This is a genomic window from Mesorhizobium sp. M1403 (assembly GCF_040317695.1).
Taxonomy (GTDB): Bacteria; Pseudomonadota; Alphaproteobacteria; order Rhizobiales; family Rhizobiaceae; genus Mesorhizobium.
In genome coordinates, this window is sequence record NZ_JAMYKY010000011.1 from 77312 (window position 1) to 99734 (window position 22423).

At 60.3% G+C, this 22423-nt stretch carries 21 protein-coding genes; 4 read left to right on the forward strand and 17 right to left on the reverse strand.

The features are described 5' to 3' along the window. The first annotated feature begins 229 nt into the window (after positions 1-229). Together hisC and NKH01_RS18885 are read left to right on the forward strand one after the other, a co-directional pair. Entirely contained in the window at positions 230-1369 is a 1140-nt protein-coding gene (gene hisC / locus NKH01_RS18880; protein ID WP_352542067.1) for a histidinol-phosphate transaminase, read from the forward strand. A 91-nt stretch (positions 1370-1460) separates the two neighbouring features. Beyond that, positions 1461-2501 (forward strand): LLM class flavin-dependent oxidoreductase, encoded by a 1041-nt coding sequence (locus NKH01_RS18885; RefSeq protein WP_353021645.1) that lies wholly within the window; start codon positions 1461-1463, stop codon positions 2499-2501. 614 nt (positions 2502-3115) lie between these two features. Here the strand turns inward: NKH01_RS18885 and NKH01_RS18890 are convergent. The 17 genes from NKH01_RS18890 to NKH01_RS18970 all read right to left on the reverse strand — a co-directional run bounded on the left by NKH01_RS18890 (position 3116) and on the right by NKH01_RS18970 (position 19785). After that, entirely contained in the window at positions 3116-5011 is a 1896-nt protein-coding gene (locus NKH01_RS18890; RefSeq protein ID WP_352594661.1) for an ABC transporter ATP-binding protein, read from the reverse strand. Then, positions 5011-6879, reverse strand: coding sequence for an ABC transporter ATP-binding protein (locus NKH01_RS18895; protein ID WP_353021649.1), 1869 nt, complete (start codon positions 6877-6879; stop codon positions 5011-5013). The genes NKH01_RS18890 and NKH01_RS18895 overlap by 1 nt, the downstream gene beginning before the upstream one ends. 73 nt (positions 6880-6952) lie before the next feature. Further along, complete coding sequence (locus NKH01_RS18900; protein WP_353021651.1) at positions 6953-7858, reverse strand: SIR2 family NAD-dependent protein deacylase; 906 nt, start codon at positions 7856-7858, stop codon at positions 6953-6955. Between the two features lie 38 nt (positions 7859-7896). Next, the gene (gene nifT / locus NKH01_RS18905) at positions 7897-8109 is read right to left on the reverse strand and encodes a putative nitrogen fixation protein NifT (RefSeq protein ID WP_352506796.1); all 213 of its coding nucleotides are present in this window, start codon (positions 8107-8109) and stop codon (positions 7897-7899) included. After that, positions 8106-8426 (reverse strand): nitrogen fixation protein NifZ, encoded by a 321-nt coding sequence (locus NKH01_RS18910; protein WP_352450751.1) that lies wholly within the window; start codon positions 8424-8426, stop codon positions 8106-8108. Before NKH01_RS18910 ends, nifT begins: the two co-directional genes overlap by 4 nt. 99 nt (positions 8427-8525) lie before the next feature. Continuing rightward, a complete protein-coding gene (locus tag NKH01_RS35325) occupies positions 8526-8720 on the reverse strand; it encodes a 4Fe-4S dicluster domain-containing protein (RefSeq protein WP_023678248.1) in 195 nt (64 codons plus the stop codon). Positions 8721-8752: 32 nt separating this feature from the next. Beyond that, the gene (gene nifB / locus NKH01_RS18920; protein WP_353021654.1) at positions 8753-10231 is read right to left on the reverse strand and encodes a nitrogenase cofactor biosynthesis protein NifB; all 1479 of its coding nucleotides are present in this window, start codon (positions 10229-10231) and stop codon (positions 8753-8755) included. 238 nt (positions 10232-10469) lie between these two features. Next, entirely contained in the window at positions 10470-12233 is a 1764-nt protein-coding gene (gene nifA, locus NKH01_RS18925) for a nif-specific transcriptional activator NifA (protein WP_353021656.1), read from the reverse strand. A 181-nt stretch (positions 12234-12414) separates the two neighbouring features. After that, positions 12415-12714 (reverse strand): ferredoxin family protein, encoded by a 300-nt coding sequence (locus NKH01_RS18930; RefSeq protein WP_023678245.1) that lies wholly within the window; start codon positions 12712-12714, stop codon positions 12415-12417. An 11-nt stretch (positions 12715-12725) separates the two neighbouring features. After that, on the reverse strand, positions 12726-14033 hold the full coding sequence (locus NKH01_RS18935) for an FAD-binding protein (protein WP_352594712.1): 1308 nt from the start codon (positions 14031-14033) through the stop codon (positions 12726-12728). 9 nt (positions 14034-14042) lie between these two features. Next, complete coding sequence (locus NKH01_RS18940; protein ID WP_353021659.1) at positions 14043-15152, reverse strand: electron transfer flavoprotein subunit alpha/FixB family protein; 1110 nt, start codon at positions 15150-15152, stop codon at positions 14043-14045. 18 nt (positions 15153-15170) lie between these two features. Continuing rightward, on the reverse strand, positions 15171-16022 hold the full coding sequence (locus NKH01_RS18945; protein WP_352472415.1) for an electron transfer flavoprotein subunit beta/FixA family protein: 852 nt from the start codon (positions 16020-16022) through the stop codon (positions 15171-15173). A gap of 188 nt (positions 16023-16210) precedes the next feature. Then, the gene (gene nifW / locus NKH01_RS18950; protein ID WP_353021662.1) at positions 16211-16585 is read right to left on the reverse strand and encodes a nitrogenase stabilizing/protective protein NifW; all 375 of its coding nucleotides are present in this window, start codon (positions 16583-16585) and stop codon (positions 16211-16213) included. Beyond that, entirely contained in the window at positions 16582-17790 is a 1209-nt protein-coding gene (gene nifV, locus NKH01_RS18955) for a homocitrate synthase (RefSeq protein WP_353021664.1), read from the reverse strand. Before nifV ends, nifW begins: the two co-directional genes overlap by 4 nt. Next, positions 17787-19004, reverse strand: coding sequence for a cysteine desulfurase NifS (nifS, locus tag NKH01_RS18960; protein ID WP_353021666.1), 1218 nt, complete (start codon positions 19002-19004; stop codon positions 17787-17789). The genes nifV and nifS overlap by 4 nt, the downstream gene beginning before the upstream one ends. After that, positions 18955-19242, reverse strand: coding sequence for a NifU family protein (locus NKH01_RS18965; RefSeq protein WP_353021765.1), 288 nt, complete (start codon positions 19240-19242; stop codon positions 18955-18957). The genes nifS and NKH01_RS18965 overlap by 50 nt, the downstream gene beginning before the upstream one ends. Positions 19243-19464: 222 nt before the next feature. Beyond that, entirely contained in the window at positions 19465-19785 is a 321-nt protein-coding gene (locus NKH01_RS18970) for a HesB/IscA family protein (RefSeq protein WP_023678237.1), read from the reverse strand. A gap of 588 nt (positions 19786-20373) precedes the next feature. Here NKH01_RS18970 and hemP point away from each other — a divergent pair. Both hemP and NKH01_RS18980 read left to right on the forward strand, forming a co-directional pair. Further along, positions 20374-20478 carry a hemin uptake protein HemP gene (gene hemP / locus NKH01_RS18975; protein ID WP_023678236.1) on the forward strand — a complete coding sequence of 35 codons (105 nt, stop codon included), beginning with the start codon at positions 20374-20376 and terminating at the stop codon, positions 20476-20478. Between the two features lie 32 nt (positions 20479-20510). Then, entirely contained in the window at positions 20511-21578 is a 1068-nt protein-coding gene (locus NKH01_RS18980) for a hemin-degrading factor (RefSeq protein ID WP_352781653.1), read from the forward strand. Positions 21579-22423 lie beyond the last annotated feature (845 nt).

Consider the following 22423-nt stretch of genomic DNA (forward strand, 5'->3'; position numbering starts at 1 on the left):
TGACTCAGGCTGATTAGCTGAGACCGCTTAGCGGCTTGGCCCGCGCAGGGATGCAGATCCGCGTCCGCGTCAAGTCGATCCGACCGAGGACAGCCTGGCCGAATTCCCGTGGCAGCCGGCGTTGCGACCATCTTGTGAAAGGCGACGCTGCCATCGTCAATCCGTCCGCCATGTTGCTCTCGTTGCGAGCTCATACGGATGCCCTGTGCGACTGAAACGGAGATAAAATATGTCCGATGCAAAACTGCAAGCTGTGCTTTCGTCTCTTCCGCAAGGGACGCGACAGTTAGATGCGCTGCCGTCCAACGGACCAGCGCCGGACAGAAGTTTTGTCAAGCTGAATACGAATGAGAACCCGTTTCCGTTGCCGCCAATCATAATGCAAAGTGCAGTGGCGGCCCTCAATCGCCAGTATCTGTATCCGGACGACGATAACATCAGCTTGAGGGAAGCAGCGTCCAATACCTATGGCGTATCCACGGATCAGGTCATCGCAGGCAACGGGTCGTCTGAACTGCTCGGACTCATCTACAGAGCTTTCCTCGCCCCTGGCGACAAGGTGGCGATGATATCGCCAGGGTTTTCGTTCAACCGCAAACTTGCCATGTTGCATGGTGCTGAGTTTCTCGAGATCGGATGTCAAACTCATTCGCTGCCAATGGAGCAATTGCTTTCCGGTCCGGCAAAAGACGCCAAGTTCATTCTGGTGGCCAATCCAAACAATCCGACCGGAACATTCCTCTCGATAAGCAATATCGAACGCCTCGTGGCACAATCGGATCGCCTGGTCGTCCTTGATGAGGCCTATGTCGACTTTGCACCCGATCACGGGCTGCGCCTCATCAACCGTTATTCGAACCTTCTGATCTTGAGAACATTTTCGAAGAGCTATGCCGCCGCCGGCATTCGCGTCGGTTTCGGTTTCGGTCACCCTGAGATTATTGGCAGGCTGCGCAACATCCAGAACGTCTTCAACATGAACGTGATCGGGCATGCGGTTGGTATCAGCGTGCTTGCGCATCGCGGCGCCTACGCAGAGAACCACAAGCACATCAGACATGAACGACAGCGAGTGACAGCCGCACTGTCGCAACTTGGATTTTCCGTAACGCCCTCCCACGCAAATTTCTTGCTAGCCCGTGTGCCAGCGGGACAGGACGGCTCATGGTGGCAAGCAGCCTTGGAAAGGCAAAAGATACTCGTTGCCTACTTTCCGGACAATGGTTTGGAACATTGCATCCGCGTCAGCATCGGCACAAAAGAGCAATTGGATGCATTTCTTGCTGCCGCTCGCGATATAGTTGGAAGCTTAAACATACCAAGCACCACGGGCAGGGGAGCGTCAGGCTCTGCTCGTTCGGTACGCTGACGCTAATCCGATATCACACATTGCTATCTTTAGACTTGCTTGGTCACCCAAGCACGACAACATTTTTCTTTAAAATCAGGGACAATATCGAGTGACAAACGTCTTTCCTTCAAACCTAGCCTTCGGCATCTTCGATCATCTGGACGAGGACGGCCTCGATATCGCCCGGCAGTACGAAGATCGCCTGATATTAGCAGAGGCGTGCGATCAGCTAGGGTTCTATGCCTATCATCTCGCAGAGCACCACTGTACCCCCCATGGGAGAGGTCCATCGCCGAATCTGTTCTTATCGAGCGTCGCCCAGCGCACCCGGCGCCTGCGTCTCGGACCCTTGGTGATGCTGCTTGCGCTTTATCATCCGCTGCGTGCGTTCGAAGAGATCTGTATGCTGGACCAGTTGAGCGGTGGCAGGCTCGAACTGGGCATAGGGCGCGGTGCTCTCCCGATCGAATTGGGTTACTTCGGGATTGGTGCGGACGCGGTGCCGGGCCGCTATGCGGAAGCCAGCGAAATTCTTGTTGAAATACTTGTTAATGCCATGATGGTTGGCACGCTGTGCTATCAAGGCCGCCATTTTGAGCTCAATGACGTTCCTTTGACGCTAAGACCTCATCAGCGTCCACATCCGCCGACATGGGTCGCCGCCAATCGACCCGAGTCCGCAGCCTGGGCCGCTGCGAATGGAGCAAATATCGCGTGTGTAGGACCTTCCTCTTCTGTTCGCAAAACTACTGATGCGTTCCGCGCCTATCAAGAGGACAACACTGGCGCGGGCGATCGAGCGCCATTTATTGGATTGCTCCGCATGGTCGTGGTTGGGCGTTGTGACACACATGCCTATTCGCTCGCGGCACCTGCTTACGAACGATGGCTCAAGAGCTTCCAATTCCTTTACGAGCTTAACGCTATCCCCACTCCACCCAACCTGCCGCTGACCTTCGATGCGGCAGTCGAGAGTGAATTGTGCGTGGTAGGATCAGCAGCGTCTGTGCGAGAAGCTCTGCTCAGTCAGTTGGAAGAGGCAGGTGCTAACTACCTTCTTTGTCAACTGGCATTTGGGAATCTGCCGCTAGATGCTTCCCTATACACCGCGACGACCATTCAATCCGAAATCATGGCTCGACTTGGCTGACCATGAAATTCGCGGTCTGATCTGAAGGTTAAACTCGTAGTAACAGCGCTCCCTCACATCCACGTGCTCGAGCGTGCACGTGGTGGGGACGGGCAATCGGGAGGGAGGCCAAACTGACGACGAGCCGGCGGCACAGATTACCAGGTTTGTGCGTTGGCTGGCGTCTGGGCCATCGTGTGAACCTGCGCCATCCTAAGGAGATGATGGCCGAGCGCGTCACGGTGCCGGCACGCGTCTGCTCGTCGCGCTCGCGCTAGTCGTTGCACATAGCCCGCCGCAGAGGTTCTTCTGGCCCGGGGCGGCGCCGGTGCGGCGCCCAGATCCAGCTTCATCAGCGGCTCGGCGGTAGCAAAGCCGTCACTCGCTACGGCGCTGTTGAGGGCGCGCTCGCGAGCGGCTTTGCTACGCCGAGCGACACCACCTGGAGCGAGTTCGCCCGATGTCGCGGGGTGCACCGCGGTCGCACAACGATGCTGGAGGAAATCGTTCGCAGCCGGTCTTCACGATGTGCGCGAGTGCTTTCCATGAATGCTGCCTGCTTCCTCGTCTGCGGCGGCCTGAGTGTCCGCCGGCACGCCCGAAGTCAATGCCAGTACCACAAGGCCGACAAGACGTCAGGTCTGGGAGCCGGCTTGTACGGTCGTATCGTGTTCGGGAAGGTCGTCGAAGGAGGCGTAGTTGAGATAGTAGAGTTTGGAATACAGGCCGCCCATGCCTATTAGCTCATCGTGGTTGCCAGTCGCAACAACTTGGCCATTCTGAAGCACGATGATGCGGTTGGCACCCCGGGTCGTGGCAAGACGGTGGGCGATCACGAGGCCAGTGCGGCCTTCAAGCAGCTTTATCAGAGCCTTCTGAATCTGCATTTCCGTGTAGCTGTCGATGTTGGCGGTAGCTTCGTCGAGCACGAGGATCTTGGCGTCGGCGACTAGGGCGCGGGCGAAACTGATAAGCTGGCGCTGGCCGAGAGATAAGTTGTCGCCGCGTTCGCCAAGTTGGGTCTCATACCCGTCGGCGAGGCTCATGATGAAGTCGTGGGCGCCGACCGCCTTGGCGGCCTCGATCACCTTGTCGCGCGTGGCTTCCGTCTTGTGGTATCGAATGTTCTCGAAGACCGTCCCGGTGAACAGGAATGGCTCCTGCAGCACCATGGCGACCTGGCGGCCGAGCGATTCCTGGGTGAGATCGCGCACATCATGTCCGCCGACCAGCACTTGGCCCTGCTGAACATCATAGAAGCGGTGGACCAGGGCCATCGCGCTCGATTTGCCGGAACCGCTCGGCCCGACCAGTGCGACCGTCTCGCCGGGATTGACCCGGAAGGAGACATTTTTCAGCACCGAACGGTTCGGATTGTAGCCGAAGGTGACGTCCCTGAACTCGACCGAGCCGTCCATTTCGGGCGAAAGCACCTCGGCATTGGGTTTGTCCTGAACATCGATCTTGACGTCGAGCACATCGGTCAGGCGCTTGCCTGAGGCCATGGCGCGCTGCATGACCGAATATTGCAGGGTGAGTGAGCGGATCGGGTCAAAGAAGCGCTGGATGTAAAATAGGTAGGCAACCAATACGCCCACATCTATGCGGCCATTCATGACCATCGAGCCGCCGACCACAATAACGGCGGCCATGGCGAGGCCGGTGAGGCCATCGACGATAGGCACCATGACCAGTGCATATTTGGCAGCGATCAGGTGGGTCCTGAGGTTGGCATGGGCCTTGTCGTCAAAAAGGATGAAATTCACCTGCTGGCGGTCCATGGACTGGACGGTGCGCACGCCGTGAATGGCTTCGGCCAGCGCGCCGTTGACGACGGAATTAGTCTCGTGTGCAGCCATGAAGGCGGCGCGGGCACGCGGCAGCCAGACAATGCGGACGATCACCAGGACCGGCAGAACCGAGAGCGTCAGGAGGCCGAGGCGGAAGTCGAGCCACAGCATTACGAAAACGATGCCGAAGAGAAGCGCAACATCGCCTACGGAATATACCGAGGTTTCGAGGAATTCCTGTATGGAGTTGACGTCGCCTTGCAGGCGCGACATGAGGCGTCCGACCTCGGTCTTGTCCATGAAGGACAGCGACACCTTCTGCAGATGGCCAAACATGGCGCGGCGGATGTCGAACAGGACAGTTTCGGCCACTTTCCCAACCACGGTTTCCTGCATGTAGCCGGCAGCGAAATTGACCAAAATCGCCAAAACGAACGCGCCGACGGCCGCAAGCTGGGCTGAGCGATCGGTCCTTGCCGGGTTCATGCCCTGGTCGATCGCGTAGCGGATGATCAACGGGATGAGAAGCTGCGTCCCGGTGAAGATCAGCATTGCTGCAATCGTGATGACTACCCTGGCCCGATAGGGACGGACGAAGGTCCAGATGCGCCGGAGGATGCTCTTGTCGAAAGCCCGGCCGAACATCTCCTCCTCGATGCGGTGCGAGCCGACAACGGCGCGCGGAGGGCGTCTGCCGTCGTCACGTTCGGCTTCGAGTTCGCCGGCGCGGCCCTGCGCCATCAGCGGGCGCCCCCATACTGGGTCATAATGTCATCACCCGGGCGCGTCTGGAGATCGTAAAGGGCCCTGTAGCGTCCCCGCTTCGCCAAAAGCTCTTGATGCGTGCCGCGTTCTACGATTTCGCCGTTATCGACAAAAAGGATCTGATCGGCGTGCATAAGCGCACTCAGCCGGTGCGCGATGATGATCGTCACCCGATCCTTGGCGAAGCGCCGCATCGCCGCGCGGATGCGCTGCTCGGTGCCGGCATCGATCGCCGCCGTTGAGTCGTCGAAAACGACGACGGAGGGGCGCAGCATCATGGTGCGAGCAATCGTGAGACGCTGGCGCTGGCCGCCAGAGAGAGAGACGCCGCGTTCGCCCACGACCGTCTCGTAGCCTGCTGGGAGCCCGAGGATGTAGTTGTGGAGCTGGACGAATTCGCCAGCGCGTTCTATTCGCTGTCTCTTCGCCCAGGGATCGCCATAAGCGATGTTGTTCTCGATCGTGGTGGTGAATAGGAATGCATCCTGCTGTACGACGGCGACCGCCTTGCGAAGCGTCGCGAGGGTGACATTACGTATGTCCTGGCCGTCCAGCGTGATGGCGCCACCGGTCACGTCGTAAAAGCGGGGGACCAGATGAGCCATCGTCGATTTGCCCGAACCCGGCGGACCGACGATCGCGATCGTCTCGCCTCTACGGGCCTCAAAGCTGAGGTTCTTCAGAATGGCGCAGTTTTCGGCGCTGGGGTACGCAAACGAGACATTGTGGAAGCGCAGAGTGCCGTCGCTTATCTCGAGCGGTCTGGCCTCGAGAGCATCCCTGATTGTGATCTCCTGGTCGAGGAGACCGAAAAGCCGCGAACCGCAGCTAGAAGCGCGGGCAAAGGCATTGACCATGAGGCCGATCTGGCGGACTGGCATTTGCAGGATTGTCATGAAGGTCAGGAAGGTCGCCACCGTTCCGACGCTGATCTCGCCAGCGACGAGCCTGCTGCCACCGATCCAGAGCACCAATCCCATTGCGAAAAAGAAGGACAAGGTCATCGCCGACGTGCTGGGCACGTAGATGTCAACGCGGTCGTGGGCGAGGTCGAGCGCGTTCTTGGAAGCGCCGTCGAACTTTAGCATCTCATAGGCTTGAGCCGCAAAAGCGCGGACCACGCGGATGCCTGCGAGATTTTCCTCCATCACGCGGCTTAGTACCGAAAGCCGCTCATGCAGGTCGAGCCAGGTGGCGCGCAGCCTAAGCTGTGTGGCCGATGAGCGCCAGGCGACAAAAGGCACGAAGCTCAGCGCGATCAGGCCGAGCATGGGATCGGTCGAGATCATCATGTAGGCGCCGATCCCGATCAGCATGCTGAGCAGGAGCACGCGAACGAGCGCGGTGGAAAAATACATCCGCACGCCTTGGAGATCGAGCATTCCGATGGTGATCAGATCGCCTGAATGGACCCGGTCGTGAAAGGAAAAGCTGAGACGCTGGATCTTGTCGTAGTAGGCGAGCCGCAGTTCGTACGCGACATGATGCCCGACGGCTTCGGCAAAATAGTTCTGCGCCATCGTGAAAAGGCCGCGTAGCGCGCTGACGGCGAGCAGCAGGAGAGCCGGGATCCAGAGCGCTTGTCCTGCCGCGGTCCCCGCGACACCGCCCCCGATGGCTGTCTGGGTCAGGTCGACGGCCCGGCCGAGAAGCTGGGGAATGAGCAACTGGAGGATTGCCGCCAGGACCGTCGAGCCCATAGCGAAGGCGACCTGCCAGGGATGCCGCAAATTCATACGCGTGATGCGCAACAGCGTACTCAAATCCCGGCCCCAGCGCGCCGCTTCCACATGGGTCAACGAATTCAGAGCGTTCGTTGCGCTGCCGATAGCATCACTGCTCACGGGTGTATTCCCGACTGCATTTTGCGCCTTCGAGGCAAGCCGAAGGACCAATCATCAAAGGGGCCCGCCATTGTTAATCCTGTCCACCACCTGCAGCAGTGCCCGTTCCTATAAGCCGAACCGCGGCTTCACTTACTGGCATGTCGATCACCGTGATTCCGCTTGCCGCAAGGAAACGCGCTTCGTTTCTGGTCAGCGTTTCCGCGTCCATTACCGCGCAATGTGGACCTCGGGAGCGCTTCATGATCTGCCTGGCGTAGGTGCGCAGCATCTGATCGTTGAAGCGGCAGCCAACGAAGAAAAATCCGCGGGTGATGCGCCGTTCCTTCACCACGTCTGGGATCGGTGTCTGGATATCGATTTCGGTCAGGACTTCGACATAGTCGGAATCTGCGACGAGAAAGTTTTGCGCCGGCCTAATACTCCCGTGAGGTGTATAGAGAACCGTCTTTGCCCCCGATCGGGGGTCGAGTTCCCTCCCGGACAAATCGTAGGTTTTCGTCCAAATGTTACCGATTTCGTTCGCCCGCGTGACGCCTTGTATCTCAACGACGTCCGTTCGGCCGGTCTCTACGAGAGCCGTGCGCATCGCGCCGTCGTACCAGCTGTCGACGATGAGGGAGAGCGGCAGCCTTGCGAGCCAGGCGTGGAGGAGGGTCGGCGCCACCGGCGCTGCGAATATGTCGGTCATCCAAGCTTGAAGCGTTCGGCGATGCCGGCGCTGTTCGATGAACTGCGCAACCGACCACATATTGGTGCGGATCCTGGAAGGGGCTGGCGCCCGTGCATTGATTGCCGCGGCAACGACCTCGGGCGTATGCGGCACAGGCGGTTCCGCACAGTTGAACCCAAGAAGACCCGGACCGAGATAGGGGATCACCTCATCGGAGGCGAGCGCTTCCTTCGCAAGGTCAAGCAGCTTTTCGGCAAAACTGTCCCGCACGATGACCAGGTGGCCCGATGTCAGGATTGTGTTCATGCTCGTTTCCTCGCGACGCACCTTATGAACGGGCAGCATCAGTCCTCTTCGGAAATCTTCCTTGCCTCGACGGTGATCGGCAGACGCGTATCCCGTGGGAGATCGGGTAGGAGGAGCCGCCACCCGTTCCTGAGCGTCACAGTTCCGCCCCACAACTCTTCCTTCTCGAGCTTGATGATCGGCTCTTCGAGGTCCTTCTTCGGGACATACGCCGACAAGCCAGCATCGGTCCTGCGGATCATGACTTTCATCTGGCCGTCCCTTCATTGGTATTGCTATCAGCACTGCAGGGCACCTCGGCTTTGTCGAGGCTCATCAGTTCACGCGCTCGCATGCCGACGACTGTGCCACGGTCGATCCATTCGACCGCATAGATGAAGAACTGCTGGAGAAAGGTGCCAATGTCGCGCACATATCCCTCGTCGCCCTTCCGCACGAGATTTTCGCCGATCTCCCTGCCAGGATAGGTGCCGTCATTCTTTATGTGGCGAGTGGCACGTACCCGCTCTCCCGGCATGAATCGTGGAGGCCTGCGGATTTCGACCTCCTCTTCGCGTCCGAGCGACATGTCCGTTCCCTGATTTCCCTTGAGGCTGCAGATTGTGAACAAAGGCGTTCCAGGCGTCCTGCGAAGGCATCCCCGACCATGTCGGCGGCCCAATGTCCGTCACGCAGGAACGCAGGTCTTCGGCACCGGGCATACCGAGGCACATTGCTGCGCATCGAAGACGCCCTCGCATTCGGTGCACTTTTGCGGCTCGATCACATAGCTCTCGCCTTTGAACTTGATCGCGCCGGAGGGACACTCGAATTCGCAGGCGCCGCATTGGGTGCATTGGGATGCGATGATCTTGAAAGCCATTTTAACTCCTGGTCCGAATGGATGAGACGCGCTCAGGCCGTCGCCGCGAGTGCGGGGGTCCCAGACGCGGCCGCGTAAATCGCGCTGATTGCGGTCTCGATATAGTCGTGGGCATATGCGTCGGTGGCTTGGATTCCAGCGTCGGCGAGCTGATCCTGCGGGCAGTTTCCGATCTTGGCGCACAGCACGATATCTATGCCTTCAAGCGCTGCGATGACGCCATCGAGGGCGGCTTCTCCGCCCCAGCCGCCGAGGCAATACTGCTCCACCTTCCGATGCCCGACAAAACTGATCCCTCTCGGCGAGGCTTGATAAACCTGGAATTCCTTCGCATGGCCGAAATGTTCATTGACGCGGCCGCCGCCCTTGGTCGCCACCGCGAAGAGAAGGGACTTGCCGGGGCTCGCTGCCTTGACCAATCCGATCGCTTCTCTCCTAGCCGCCACGTGATCACGGCGCTCCTCCGCGACCAGCTCCCGATAGGCCTTGCGATTGCTGGCATCGTAGGTGACCTCGCCGGGAATCCGGTCGACTGTGAATTCCTGGCCACGATCCTCACCGAGCAGGCCGACGGCATCTGCCCGGCACTGCCGGCAGTGGCGCATCAACTGGGCGCCGCCTTCGACACGATCCTGAAGAGCCTTCATCTCCATTGCGTTTGGCCCGCGTTGCCCGCTCAGTCCGTAGTGCGTGCCGTGCGCCGGGTCCGAAATCAGCGGCATGAGGTTGTGCAGGAACGCGCCTCGCTCCTTCACCCATCTATTCACCTCGATCAGATGGTCATCGTTCACGCCGGGGATCATCACCGAATTGATTTTGGTGAGGATGCCGCGCGCGGTCAGCATCTCCAGACCCAACATCTGGCGCTCGTGCAGGATCCGGGCGGCTTCGATGCCGACGTAGCGGCGATGGTCGTAAAAGATCCAAGGATAGATCTTTGCACCGACCTCAGGGTCGACCATGTTGATAGTGATCGTCACGTGATCGACATTCATGTCGGCAAGCTCATCGACATGGTCCGGCAGCGAAAGCCCATTCGTGGAGATGCAAAACTTGATGTCTGGGATTTCCTTGGCGACTCGTTCGAACGTTGCCTTCGTCTTCTTCCAGTCGTAACAGGCATCGCCAGGTCCGGCGATGCCGAGCACGGAAAGCTGCGGCACCTCGTTGGCGACCGCGATCACCTTGCGTAGCGCCTGGTCGGGCGTCAGCTTTTCGGAGACCACCCCAGGCCGGCTTTCGTTGGCGCAGTTATATTTGCGATTGCAGTAGTTGCACTGGATATTGCAGCCGGGCGCGACCGCGACGTGCATGCGCGCGAAATAGTGATGCGCCTCTTCTGAAAAGCAGGGATGATCCTTGATCTTGTCCCAGACAGCCGGATCCATGTCGTCCGGCTTTATCGACGAGCCGCAGGACGAAGACGTGCAGCCACCGGCTTTCACGGTGGCAAGCAGCTGGTCATTGAATGTCGTGCTGAGGCTCTCAAGCGAAATTGCCGGTGCGGACATCGAACGGCTCCGTTGCTGGGTGAATGTCGCAGTTCAAACCGCAAGAGCTATGCCAGCTCAAAGAGCGGTTTTGGTTCACGAATTGGCTTTCGTGTCGGATTCCGTCCGATTGCTCCGACACACCTTTGTCGGGCTTCCGACAGTGGACAAGCAAATCGGGTCGCGAAGGCTACCAGCCTTGGGCGCGCAGAGTGTGAGGGAGACTACTCCGGGCTTACATTTGACGTCATCACAACGTCTAGAATTTCTTCACCTCGATGCCATATCGGCGCAGCGCGTAGCCGATTTGCCGCGGCGTGAGGCCGAGGATACGAGCCGCCCTGGCCTGAACCCAACCGGCCTTGTCCATCGCGTCGATCAGCCGGTCGCGTTCCGTCAGACGCGGGGGACAAGCGGGATCGTTTGGATCGCCGGCCGCAAGGGGAGATACGTTGCCTGCGGAGGCACCGATGCGACTGGCCGGCAGCCGCAATCCGACCGGCACTGCGTTGACCCGTGCGAGATCGTCGATGGTATTGCCGCCATTCGAGCGGTCGGCTCGCTTCCAGAGGAGCCAGGAAAGGCACTGGCTCTTCTTACAGGCGAAATCGGATGGCGTGATCGTCCTTGAACGCGCAAGTGTCGCCGTCCTTTGGACGCAGTTCTCCAGCTCGCGGACGTTACCAGGGAAGTAGCATTGCGAGATCAGGTCAAGCGCCGACGGCGCGAAGGCGAGTGCGCGATCGTTCTCCTTGTTGAATCGGTTGAGGAACGCGTTCGCAAGGCGTGGAATATCGCCGGGTCGCTCTCTGAGCGGAGGCAGGATAATTGGCACCACATTGATGCGGTAATAAAGGTCGGCCCTGAACTCCCCTTTTATGACGGCCGTCTCGAGGTCCTTGTTGGTGGCGCATATGAGGCGCACGTCGACCTGTAGCGTTTTGGTGCCGCCGACTCGCTCCAACTCGCCTTCCTGCAAGACACGCAACAGCTTGGCTTGAAAGGCCGGCGAAATCTCGCCGATTTCATCAAGTAGCAGCGTTCCCTCATTTGCCAATTCAAAACGACCGGCGCGCTGGGAGATAGCACCCGTGAAAGCGCCCTTTTCATGCCCAAACAGTTCTGACTCCAGAACGCTTTCAGACAGTGCGGCGCAGTTCAATTTGACGAAAGACTTCTTCCTCCGACGTGAGAGCTTATGGATGGCTTGCGCAAAGAATTCCTTGCCGGTGCCGCTTTCACCCCGCAGTAGCACGGTGGAATTGGTCCCTGCTACGACCGAGACGGTTTCGAGCACCTGCTTGAGTGCGGGGCTTTCCCCGATGATCCCGTCGATTTTGACATCCGCATGCCGGGCAGGGTCGTAGGTCCTCCCCTCGTTGGGCGATTTCTCCGGTCTCCATTGCTCATGGACAGACCGCTGCCGATCTGTACTCAGGATGCGATGGAGACGGATCGTCCGGCCGACAAGGTTGGCGACCATCGTCAGGAAGTATGTGTCCTCGTCGTCGCGAAAGTCGGTGGCGCCGTCTCCGGCGCGATCGATCGACAATGTCCCAAGGATTTTATGATCAGCCTTTAGCGGGATACCGATAAAGGCAATTGGGACGGTGCCGCTGCTCGAAGATGTTTGAAGGTCAGCCTGAAATAGTTGGGACTTGCGGACGTCCGGTATGAAGAGCGGCGTCCCCGTAGCGACGATTTGATCTGTTATGGCCTGTGGTATGACGCGGCGAGTGCCTGATTGAGGTGCGTCGGTATTGCCGGCAGTTGCGGCAATCTCCGGCTCTCCTTCAGCGTCCAGGACGACGATTGCTCCGTGACGCATCTGCAGATACGAAGGCAGGATGTTCACGACATTGGCGAGCGTAATCTCCAGCTCGCTGGGGGCGGTCAGCACCTTCGATATCTCGTAGAGTCCCCTGAGCGCGATATCTGCTTGGGGCATGCTTTTGATGGGCGGTTCAGGGCGGGTATCCCGAGGTGCTACCTCGTCGACCCGATCTTGCGGTACGTGAGCCATGGAAACACCTCAGCGGTTGTCGTCCAGAGTGCTCCTCCTTTTGTGTCTGAGTCTGAATTCTGAAAGCACAGTATTCACGAGCTTCTCTTCGTGGCGCGGCAATTCAAGCAAAGATAGACTTGGCGTTGGTCGCGACCTCAGGTGTACGAAGATTGAACCTGTTGATACGGTGCGTGCGTCCTCATCCGAATTTGAAGAGGACTCCGAAGCCGCCGCGTGGATAGTTCCACTCGATCTCGCCACTGGTCTCGCACAAAATCCGGCAGGTGCCGCACTCCATGCAGCCGTCGGCAGTGATCTCCACTTGACCTTTGTCGTTCAACTCATAACATTTCGCCGGGCAGACGTGGGTCAGCGCGAGCAAGTTCGCGCTTGGCCTCTCGTGCGGTCGCACTTTGATATGCGGACGGCCGGAATCCACCAAGTAGCGGTTCTGGTAAAGCTTGTCCTCGACACGTGACTTCGTCACTGCGATCGTCATTTCGTCTCCCCTCAGCGCCACGCCAATGCAAGGCGGACCGCGTCGCTGACCAGCCCCCAGCGCGAGCGCGCCTTGATGAAGGCCGCCGTGGTCGCCTTTTCCTTCTCGATCTTGGGCGTGCCGTCGACACGCATGAAGTTCTGCGCGGCTTGCGACATCAACCGCGGATAAGTCGTGAAGTAATTGCAGGAATTGGTGTGGAGCAAGGCCGGCATGTCTTTGTATTTCCTTAGGTCCTTGACCACGAAGGACTTGTCCAGCATGGCTTTGTAAAGGGCGAGATTCCGTTTGGTCATAGGACCGTTGCGGCTCCTGACCTCGATGATTGCCTCAGCCGCGATGCGGCCGGAGGTCATGGCGAGGTTCGAACCCTCGCGGTGAATGGCGTTGTTCAGTTGCGCGGCATCGCCGACCACGACCCAACCGTCGCCAAAGAGCTGCGGAATAGCCTTGTAGCCGCCTTCGGGAATGAGATGCGCGGAATATTCTTTCACTTCCGAGCCGGCAATCAGCGGCCGGATCGAAGGATGGGTTTTTAAGGCGTCGAGGAGGACGTAAGGGCTCTCGACCATCGCGGCGAAATCGGAGACGAGGCAGCCAATGCCCAGTGAGATCGACTCCTTGTTGGTGTAGAGGAAGCCGAGCCCGGCCATGCTGCGGGAGGTCGTGCCCACCGCCTCGATCACGCAGCCTTCATCGCCTTTGAGGCCGAACCGCTGCTCAATGACCTCTTCGGGCAGGAAATGCATTTCCTTGACGGCGAGCGCCACGGTTTGCGGCTTCGGCATCTCGCGCAGGCCGGCCCGCGTGCCAAGCAGTCCGCATACACCTTCTGCGAGGACGACCACGTCCGCGTAGATGGCTCCGCCGGCCCGGTCTGTGCGGACGCCGATCACCCTGTCCTTGGCGTCACGGATGAGTTCCGTCACGGTCGTCTCGCACAGAACCGTCGCGCCGGCCTCGCGCACCTTACGCGAAAACCATTTATCGAACTGGGCACGGATGATCGTGTAGCGGTTGGGCTTCGCCTCATTGAAGTCGTCCGACCGATAGTGAATCCCGGTATGGGATGTGTCGTCCATCACCCAAAGCCGCTGTTCAACCAAATGCCGCTCGAGAGGCGCATCGTCCCGGAAATCCGGGATGATCTTCTCCAGCATGTTCGCGTACATGATGGCACCCTGGACATTCTTGGAGCCCGGATATTCACCCCGCTCCAACTGCAGCACCTTCAGGCCGTGGCTGGCCATGGTGTAAGCAGCTGCGTTTCCGGACATGCCGGCCCCAATAACAATGGCGTCGAATTGTTCCTCAATCATGTCCATCCCTTAGCTCGCAAGCTTGTCGCGACTGTGGGGCGACAGCCGCCGGGTGAAGGCTTCCGTCAGTGCGGGCAGGAAGCGGATCGCGTCGGTGACGATCCCGAGGTGAGCGAAATCGAAAATCGGCGCGTTCGGGTCGGTGTTGATGGCCACGATGAGATCCGCCCCCTCCACGCCAACCCGATGCTGGACGGCGCCGGAAATCCCGGCCGCTATGTAAAGCTTCGGCCGGATGGTCTTGCCAGTTTGGCCGATCTGCCGATCAGCTGGCATCCAGCTCTTCTGGACCAACGGGCGCGAACAGCCGTGCTCGGCGCCGATTGCTCGCGCGAGATTCTTCACAAGCTGCAGGTTCTCCGCCGCGCCTAGACCGAGGCCTCCCGCAACCACGACGTCGGCATAGGCAAGATTTGCCTTTGCCGACTGACTATCCGGCAGGAAGCCGAGGATTTTGGTAACGATCTCGTCCTCGGCTACCGAGAGCTTGTGCCGGATGACACGCCCGACCGGTTTGTCCGCCCGCTGCGGCATGGGCATGACCCTCGGTCGCACTGTCGCCATCTGCGGGCGGAAATTGAGCGTATAGATCGTGCACAACAAGGAACCACCGAAAGTCGGACGGGTGGCGGCGAGCGATCCGTCGGTATCCACATCAAGTTCGGTGCAGTCGGCCGTGAGCCCTGTCTGCAAGGTCGTCGCCACGGAGCCGGCAAGATCCCTGCCGAGTGTGGTGGCGCCGAGAAGAAGGATCTCGGGTTTGTGGGCATCGACCAGATCCGTCATCGCCTTGGTGAATGGCTCGTTCCGATAGTCGGCGAGCAGCGGCGCCTCGACGATGTAGACAAGGTCGGCGCCATAAGCGAACGCTTCGGCAACGGCATTCCCGATGGCCTCTCCCGGCGGTCCAAGCACGACGCCCGCAAGCTGGACCTGAAGCTTGTCTGCTAACTTGCGGCCTTCGCCGAGCAGTTCGAATGATACGGGATGGACCTGGCCGCGTTCGAGCTCGATGAAAACCCAAACGTGCCGGTAGTCTTTGAAATGCGCGGGCAGCTCCTTCTTTATTCCGGCACGGCCGGCGGCAGGGCGAGGGGTTTCTCGGTTCGCGTTCGACATCGTCTGATCCTTGCCCTCTCACGCGCCGCCGTTGAAGGCGAGCTCATGTTCCAATGCCGGCTGGCGGGTGAAGATTGCCGTGATGAGTTCGTCAGCGACATCGCGCAAAGCCATCTCGGCGGTGTCGATTTTTGCCGCCTTTTCCGCCCGCGCAGGAGGGGCGAAAACGCGCTTGACGACCGTCGGTGAACCGCGCAGGCCGCATTTGGTGAGATCCTCAATGCCGGCGTCGGCCGCACTCCATTTCAAGACCTGGCTGCGCGCGGCGCACAGGGCGTCCTGGATCGAGCCCCGGCGGATCTCGTTTGTGCCTTCCAGCATGGTGATGAGGCAAGGGAGCCTGCTCTTCAGCATCTGTGTGCCGCCTTCGGAGCGGCGCTCGACCCTGATCTCGCGTGCAGCAAGGTCAATAGAGGCGATCTTCGCGACATAGGTCAGTTGCAGGAGTCCGAGGCGCTTGGCGATGCCGGGCCCGACCTGGGCGGTGTCGCCATCGATCGTCTGCTTGCCGGTGAAGACGAGGTCTGGCGTGCCGAACGTCTCGCCAACCTTCGCGATTGCCTGGGAAAGGGCGAACGAGGTCGCCAGCGTGTCGGAGCCGGCAAAATAGCGGTCGGTTAAGAGCACCGCTCGGTCGGCGCCGTAACCGAGCGCCTTGCGCAGCGCGTCCTCTGCCATGGGCGGACCCATAGTGAGCACGGTGACTTCGCCACCATAGGCGTCGCGCAGTCTGAGGGCTTCTTCGAGGGCGAACAGGTCGTAAGGGTTGATGATGGTCGGAACACCCTGGCGCATGATCGTGTTCGTCACCGGATGGACCCTTATCTGTGCCGAGTCCGGCACCTGCTTGATGCAGATTACGATGTGCATTGGCGGTTTCTCCAGGCTCCTGTCCGGATGCGGGCTTGGCGGTTATCTCTTTGGTGCGCATCATTCGTGCCAACTGTTTTGCGCTGCCCCCTATTCCTAGAACTTCGCTTGGTTGCTTCTGAGGGCGCCGTGGTGATGACCAGATTTGTCGGCTTCTCGACATTGTCGCGTCGCAACCCGTGTCGCGGTCATTCCTGTCCGAACCGCTTCAGTACGGAGTCGAACGGGACAAAGGTGCGGCCGGCAGGTTTGTTCGGATCGTGGTCTTTGAGCACCTTGAAGACCCGATGGGTGAGCGGCGAGGAAACCGCGAAGTCCTCGTAAGCGCGTTCGAGCGTCCCGCGCACCCGCGCGGCAATCACCTGGTCGGGCAGACCGGAGAAATCTTCTTCGGCAAGGTATTGGCCCACGCGCTTCATGATATGGAGCCGCGAGACATTCAGCACCTTCGGATCATAGGAGACGCCAAGGACTGCGAAGAACTCCTCCGCAGCCGACAGGCGTTTCAGTCGTGCGAGGATGTCGGTGAGATCGATGGGGCGGCTGTCAGCGGAACAATTCATTGCATTCTCCCTGGTCGCAAAACTGTGGCGTCGGTGCGCTCGCGAACGGCTGACCTGGACCCGCACAGCTCCGCGAGGGATGCCTCGCTGCACATTCCATCGTAGAGCTCGACCAGTTGAGTTGCAGTGATGGTCGATTTGGTCTCGGCCGCCTCGCGCCGGACGCGGGCCACCATCGCGGCTGCCAGATCCGGGTCGAGATCGCGACCGCTTTCGCTCAGCACATGGGCAATCGCAGTAGCGCCGGAATGCTTGCCGATGACGATACGCCGGCAGCGGCCCACGAGAGCTGGATCGAGCCCCTGATAAGTACGCGAGTCCTTCAGCAACCCTGCGACGTGAATGCCGGATTCGTGCGTGAAAACATCGGCGCCGACGACCGGTTTAATGGCCGCGGTTTGCCGGCGGGCGGCCCAAGCCACCTGGGCGGCGAGGTCGGGCAATGCGGTCAGCTCGATGCCGGTATCCGCGCCGTCGAGGACCGCCATCGCGGCGGCCACCTCTTCCAGCGCGGCATTGCCCGCACGCTCGCCGAGCCCCAGGACGGTGACGGACGCATGGCGCGCGCCTGCGCGGATCGCGGCAAGCGTGTTGGCGGCAGCAAGTCCGAGATCGTTGTGCGCATGAAATTCAAGGTCGATTGGAGACTGCGCCACAAGCTCGGCGACAAGTTCGAAGGTCGAAAACGGGTCGAGAACGCCGACTGTGTCGGCTAGCCTGAGGCGGCTTGCGCCGGCGCGTGCAGCCGTCTCGATGACGCGGGCGAGATGATCCCGATTGGCCCGCGAGGCATCCTCGCAGCCCACCGCGACGAAGAAGCCGGCGGCGGAGGCGCGCCTGACCATATGCTCGATGACCTGGAGCGCTCCCGCCTTATCGAGGCCGAGCTTGGCGGCAAGTTGTATGTCCGACGCAGGCAGCGATAGATTGACGGCGTGGACACCGCTCTCGATCGCTGCATCGAGATCCAGCGACGTCATCCGGCACCAGGCCATGAGCCGAACCGGGAGACGCCGCGCGACCGCGGCGCGAATTGTTTCGATCTCGTCGGCGCCCATGACCGGCGTGCCGATCTCGATCTCTGTGACGCCGGCCGCCGCAAGAGACTCGGCGATCTCCAGCTTTTCCGTCATGGTAAAGGCGACGCCGGGCGCCTGCTCGCCATCGCGCAAGGTCGTATCGTTGAGAAAGACATGGCGGGTCATGAACGGTAGCCTGTTCTGCTGCCGCTCAGGCATAGACCGGATTGAACGTCTTCGGCGCCTCGCCTACCCGCCCCAGGACTGGGAAAGCCACGCAGCTTCTCCACGATTGCCGGCATGACCTCGAGCACCCGGTCGACGTCCGCTTCGCCGTTGTCCCGCGCCAAGGAGAAGCGGACTGCCGCGTGTGGCGTTTTCATCGCGCTCAGGACATGGCTCGGTTCCAGCGAGCCGGAGGTGCAGGCGGAGCCGGAGGAACACGCGATGCCCACGCGGCTGAGGAGAAGTGGAATTCCATCACTTTCGACATGTTCGAAGGAGATGTTTGCGGTGTTGGGCAACCGTTCCAGGGGATCACCAGTGACACAGGTGCTTGGGATGCGCTGGAGAATCCCGTCCTCTAAACGGTCGCGGAGCGACTTTACCCGTGTGGTCTCGTCGTCCATGAATTTCAAGGCGAGTTCGGCCGCCATGCCGAGCCCGACTATGCCGGGCGTATTCTCGGTGCCAGCACGCCGGTTGTGTTCTTGGTGGCCCCCCTTGATCAGCGAGTGGAAATTGACGCCACGTTTTACGAAAAGCGCGCCGATCCCTTTCGGCCCGTGCAGCTTGTGGCCGGAGAGCGACAGCATGTCGATTGCGGTCGACTTCAGGTTCATCGGAAGCTTGCCGACCGCCTGCACAGCATCGGTATGGAAAAGGGCGCCCACTTCCTTGGCCAACTCGGCAAGCCTGGCCACGGGGAAGATCACACCAGTCTCATTGTTCGCCCACATTATCGAGACGATTGCCACCTGTGGGGTGAGGGCGGCCATATAGGCGTCGAGGTCGAGCCGGCCACGGCAATCCACCGGGATCCTGTGCACCTTGACGCGGCGGGTCTTCTCAAGATGCGCGCAGAGCGTCAGCACGGCGGGATGCTCGACCGCGGACGTCACGATCTCGGTTCGGTTGGGCGCCGCCTCGAGCGCCGAAAGAAGCGCTGCATTGTCGCTTTCTGTCCCACCCGAGGTGAAGGTGATCTCATCGTCGAACTCCGCGCCGATCAGAGCTTGCAACTGCCTCCGCGCCTTTCTCACCGCCGCACTGACTGAGGCGCCAAGAGCGTGCGCCGACGAAGGGTTGCCGAATTGATCCCTAAAGAACGGCAACATCGCTTGCACGACCTCAGGATCGACCCGTGTGGTTGCGTTGTTGTCGAGGTAGACAGGTTTCATGTGCGATCCTCAGTTGACCGGAATGACGCGAGCGCGCGACCGCCTCATTGAGCCTCTGGCGTATGCCGTTGATGATGATGGGCCCGAACTGGCAGCCGGCGCAGACGCCCGAGAGTTTGACGTAGACCGGATCGGCGTCGACATGGACAAGTCCGGAGTCGCCGCCGTCAGCCCGCAGGCAAGGAGGCCCGAACGCGACAACGCTATCGATAAGCCGAATTTGGCGCAGCGGCGCGATTTGGCCGCCAGCAGCTTGGGTGCCACCAGGAACCGACCTGTTTCGGGAGGCGACGTTCTTTGCATCCTACCTGAAGCGATTGCGGGTCCCAAGATCGGCTTCGACCTTGCCTTGTTCTTGAGGACAGGGACATCTGTTGTGCCGGCCATATAAGCCTCCTCTGCCGCAAATGAGTCCGTCGGCGGCAATCGCTTCATGGACCCGCACAGGCGCTTCGGGCGATCAACTGAAGGACTTGCCGCAGCCGCACTTCTCGCGCGCGTTGGGGTTATCGAAGACAAAGCCGGAAGATTCGAGCCCGGTGAGGAAGTCGACGGTCATGCCGGCGACATGCGGTTGGGAGCCCGCGTCCACGAACAGCTTGATCCCATCTGTCTCGGTGATCGCGTCGCCCTCGCGCGACACGCTCTCCAGGCCCATTAAGTATTTGAAGCCGGCGCAGCCGCCGGCCTGGACCATGATGCGAAAGCCTTCCGCCGGCTCGCTGGCGCGGGAAAGAGCAGTCTTGATGGCGGCAACAGCGTTGTCGGTGAGCGTAATCATGGCTCCATTCTCCTCAGTCCGGGACCTGCTTGCGCATCAGGTTGCATGCACCGTGCCAAAGCGAAAAAATGTTTCAACACAGCGCGGCATCTCTGACACTGCGGTCGTTCTTGTGAGTCCATTGCTGCGAAGGTGTCGGCCAACCGACACGTACTGTCGGGTTTGTCGGGTCCGCCACGCGGGATGTTGGGCCTGAGTTGTTGGCTGAACTCACATTAAACCAATGACCATTACAGAAGACTTCTTCTGAGCTTGCTTCGGCGCAATTGGCACGGTTTTTGAAGCTCCACTGGCGAGGCGGCAAGAGACTGCCGATCCACAATCGTGTCGTGGGTGCCCTCGCGATCGATGGGGCGAAGCAAGGGAGCAACATGTCAGGACTGGGTCAGACACGCTTTGTTTGGCGAAGCAGCGCCGCCCGTGGCATCCGAATGACCGATTGGCCGATTGCGACAACACCCACAATCGCTCACCACCGCCCGGTGGCCACCGACCGGCTCGATGAGATTCCATCGGCATGTGCCTGCACGTGTCACTCGGGTCTCGCCGCTCCGATAGCACCCCCGGTTTTCGCGCGGGTGCGACGACGTGCGCACGCTGTCCAGCGACACTTTGTTCACGGGCCAGCAGCAGATCAGGGTCGAGCATTACGGCGCGCCCTATCGGCTGAAGATTCACCGGCAGGGCAGCTGATCCTCACACGTAGGTGGAAGCAGGGGTAAGACATGGACCAGCGCGAGAAACCGTCGCCGGACGAAATCCGGCGGGCGTGCGAAGACAATCCGAAAATCCGGGAGCATGATCTCGCCGCTCGATTGGGCATTTCGGAAGCGGAATTGGTCGCGGCGCATTGTGGTCACGGCGCGGTGCGCATCGAGCCGCGCGTCGATGATCTGCTGACCGGCCTCGAAGCGGTCGGCGAGGTGATGGCGCTCACCCGCAATGAAAGTGCCGTGCACGAAAAGATCGGCGTCTACGAAAAAGTGGTCACCGGCAACCAGCATGCCATGGTGCTCGGCGACGACATCGACCTGCGCATCTTCCCGAAAGCGTGGGCGTATGGCTTCGCCGTCGAGAAGCGCGAGGGAGCCGAGATCCGCCGCAGCCTGCAATTCTTTGATGCCACCGGCGAGGCGATGCACAAAATACATCTCAGGCCCGCCTCGAACCTGCACGCCTATCAGAATCTGGCGGCAGAGCTCGTATCCTCCGACCAGGAGCCGATCATATCGGTCGAGGCGAGCGGGGCGCGCGATAACGCAGTGAGTCCAGACCAAACCGCCACGGTCGACGACCTACGCGAGCACTGGAGCCGGCTGAGCGACGTGCATCAGTTCTACCATATGTTGAAAACACTGAAGCTCAGCCGCTGCCAGGCGATGCGTATGGCCGACGAGGATTACGCCTGGCTGCTCGACAATGATGCCGTTGGCGCCCTGTTCCAACAGGCGGCCGAAGACGAGATGCCGATCATGTGCTTTGTCGGCAATCGTGGTTGCATCCAGATCCATTCCGGCCCGATCAAGTCGGTCAAGCAGATCGGGCCGCGGATCAATGTGCTAGACGAGACCTTCCATCTGCATCTTAGGACCCATCACATCCGCGAGGTCTGGGCCGTGCGCAAGCCGACGAGGGACGGTCACGTCACGTCCGTTGAAGCCTATGGCGCCGACGGCAAGATGATCATCCAGTTCTTCGGCACGCGCAAGGAAGGCGAACGCGAGCGCAGCGACTGGCGGTTTCTGGCCGAGAGTCTGCCACGCGTTCCCGGTCCGACCGACAGGGATGTGTAGAGCCGGCAGGCCCGTAGGATTGAACCGGCCGCCATAGGGCTCGGCGCCACGTTCCGACAGCGGCTCGCGAGGAAATATAGGTCCATGTGCGATAGAGCTTGCCGTGTTAGCGCATACGCACGGTCAGGTGTGCACGCCGGAATTGACCGCATCGATACAGTCAGGCTCGTCGCCGGCCGGATCGCTGCGCACGAGTGCATCGCTCGTCTGACCGGAAATCCTTGCAGCGGCTACAACAACGCATATGCCATCAGCGCCGAACCGAAGCGGAAGCGCGGCCGGGTCTTGTCGGACCGCACCCGAACCTTGCGCTGGATCGCGTCGTTGCTCAATCCGGGCCGTGCGAGCGATCTCCTCGCTCGTCGACCGGAAGGCTGTGCAGCAGCAGCCAAGCCGAACAGCCCGATGTCGCGGACTCGACAAAACCGACCACGGATGTCGGTTGTCGGACGTTGTCCTAAGAATGATGGACAGGTGATCATCAGCGGCGGGCCTAGTGCAGGCTGGCATTGCTTGGTGCAGCGCCATGGGTACGCCTATCCGGCACGCGACTTGCTTCGACAATTTGATCAGCAGGGCATCAGCAGTGCGTCACGGAGCTCAGAGGTGATTGACCAGCCTCTCAACCCTAACGGGGATAAGCGGCGGCTTTGCTTCATGCCCGCAGCGCGGCGGAGATGCCCCTTCTGATCGACTTCGCAACCGATCTCATCCGCGCTGGTGCAGGTGGGCTGTATCAGGCGACAGAATCTAGAAGGCGCCCGACAAGAGACGTGCCCATGCTGGAAATCGACTTTATGAACAGCGGTGCAATCTCAATCGAGCCATGAACGCCAATGTAGAGA